Origin of the sequence: Mesorhizobium sp. M4A.F.Ca.ET.050.02.1.1 (assembly GCF_003997725.1) — a bacterium.
GTDB lineage: Bacteria > Pseudomonadota > Alphaproteobacteria > Rhizobiales > Rhizobiaceae > Mesorhizobium.
This window is the reverse complement of record NZ_RZSG01001021.1, coordinates 1-1,827: the sequence shown is the minus strand read 5'-3', so window position 1 is coordinate 1,827 and position 1,827 is coordinate 1. Positions and strand designations below refer to the sequence as shown.

Sequence of the window (1,827 nt, the reverse complement as noted above, 5' to 3'; positions counted from 1 at the left end):
CTGGAGCAGTGCCGCCGCCTCATCGAAATGCTGGGCTTGCCTTGCCTTGACGCCGGACGCGTAGAGCTCGTCGGCGGTCTGGGCCAATGAGACGCCGGGAGATGCGGCGATTGCCAGGAACATGCATGCGGCAATGGCGGCGCGCCGGCTTCGCTGCATCAGCGCTTGTTCCGCGCGATCAGGCGCGCAAGCCGGGCCAGGAGTTCTTCGGGGATGAACGGCTTCACCAGGTAGTCGTCGGCACCCTTTTCGAGCGCCGAGACGATGTCCTTTTCGGCCTTGCGCGCGGTCAGCATGACGACCGGGGTTTCGGACAGAGCCGGATCGCCCTTGATGCGCGCCAGCACCTCGATGCCGTCCGCCTTGGGCATCATGGCGTCGAGCACGATGATGTCGGGCCCGTCGCGCTCCGCCTTCGAAAGCGCTTCGGCCCCATCCACCGCCTTGATGACCTCGTATCCCTTCGCCCTCAGCCTGAATTCCATCAGCTCGAGCAGCAACGGATCGTCATCGCAGATCAGAATTCTTGCCTTCGCTCCGTTCACCTGTCCTGCTCCGGTTCCGTCGCCCCCCGGAGTGATCAATCCATGGACCGCCATCCGCCAATGCGGGTCCATGCCATAGTTCCGCGCGGGTGTTCCCCGCGCCCGCCAACGCCGCGTAATCATAGATAAAGCCGATTCGCGACGGCCGCATTTCGATACAATCAGTAGATGAATATGAGGGCATGGTATAGGAGCCGTAAACGGCGCCGCACAGCTTCCGCAGCAGCTTATCGCCTATACCGGCCGCGTGGACATCCGAAGCAGGCCGTCAGCCCGTTCGTAGCGCAAGCAGCTTGCTGACTTCACCGGCAAGCGCCAGCGGGTCGAAGGGTTTGGCGATGACCCCGACTGCCCCCATGGCCAGATAGTGTTCGACCTGATGCGTCTGGGTGCGCGCCGTGATGAACGCCACGGGTATCGATGCCGTAAGCGGCGAGGCGGCCAGCCGCTTCAGCGTCTCCGGCCCGTCCATGTCCGGCATCATCACGTCGAGCAGGATGAGGTTGGGCTGCCAATCGGCGGCGACCGCCAGTGCTTCGGCGCCAGAAGAGCAGGACCGCACCTCGAACCGCGGCTCGAGTTCGAGCGACATTTGGGCGATCTCGCGAATGTCGTCCTCGTCATCCACATAGAGTATCCTTGTCGACATCAACCTTACTCCCTTGCTTGCACGGTGGGTCCCGCTGCGTTGCGGGACGCAACCAACATGCGTCGGACCAGCTTGGCCACGTCGATCTCCGACGCCCTGGTCTTGGTCATCATCGCCTGCACCCGGTCGCCGAGTTTCTCGTCCATCTCCGCCGCCGAGAACACGATAACTCCGGTCTCCTGCGGCAGATCGATGAGCAGATCCAGCCCCGATCCGTCAGGAAGCGCGATGTCGAGGATGACCAGGTCGTAGCGATGCTTCGCGACCGCCCGCCGCGCCTCCTGCAGCGTTTTCGCCGAAGCGATCAAGACGTCCGGACCCAGCCCCGCCGACATTACGGCAAGCACACCTTCGTCGTCCTCGACGTGGAGGATCCTCGGCCTCCGCTCGACCTTGCCGGCGACGATCTTGGCGAGAGCGGCATGAAGCCGCGTCGAATCCACCGGCTTTTCCAGCCAGTCGACGATGCCGACGGCGGTGCCGTTCAGCGAACGCTTGGCCTCATCGGCGACGGCGGAGATGACGATGACCGAAATGTCGGAATTCACCGGTGACGCCCTGATGTCGTGAAAGAGCTTGATACCGGATTCCCCGGCAAGCTTGATATCGAGCGTCAGCGCCACATAGTCGCGG

General features: G+C 63.3%; 3 protein-coding genes. All 3 read right to left on the bottom strand.

Annotated features, from left to right (window positions below):
* Positions 1-158 precede the first annotated feature (158 nt).
* On the bottom strand, positions 159-545 hold the full coding sequence (locus EOA33_RS34475; protein ID WP_127407633.1) for a response regulator: 387 nt from the start codon (positions 543-545) through the stop codon (positions 159-161).
* 268 nt (positions 546-813) lie between these two features.
* A complete protein-coding gene (locus EOA33_RS34470; RefSeq protein ID WP_126055111.1) occupies positions 814-1,194 on the bottom strand; it encodes a response regulator in 381 nt (126 codons plus the stop codon).
* A gap of 5 nt (positions 1,195-1,199) precedes the next feature.
* Positions 1,200-1,827: response regulator (locus EOA33_RS34465; protein WP_127407632.1), on the bottom strand; the 628-nt coding region annotated here is incomplete at its 5' end.

Coding starts and splice junctions, on each gene's coding strand:
- EOA33_RS34470 (WP_126055111.1), bottom strand. CDS start 1,194: ATGTCGACAAGGATACTCTATGTGGATGACGAGGACGACATTCGCGAG.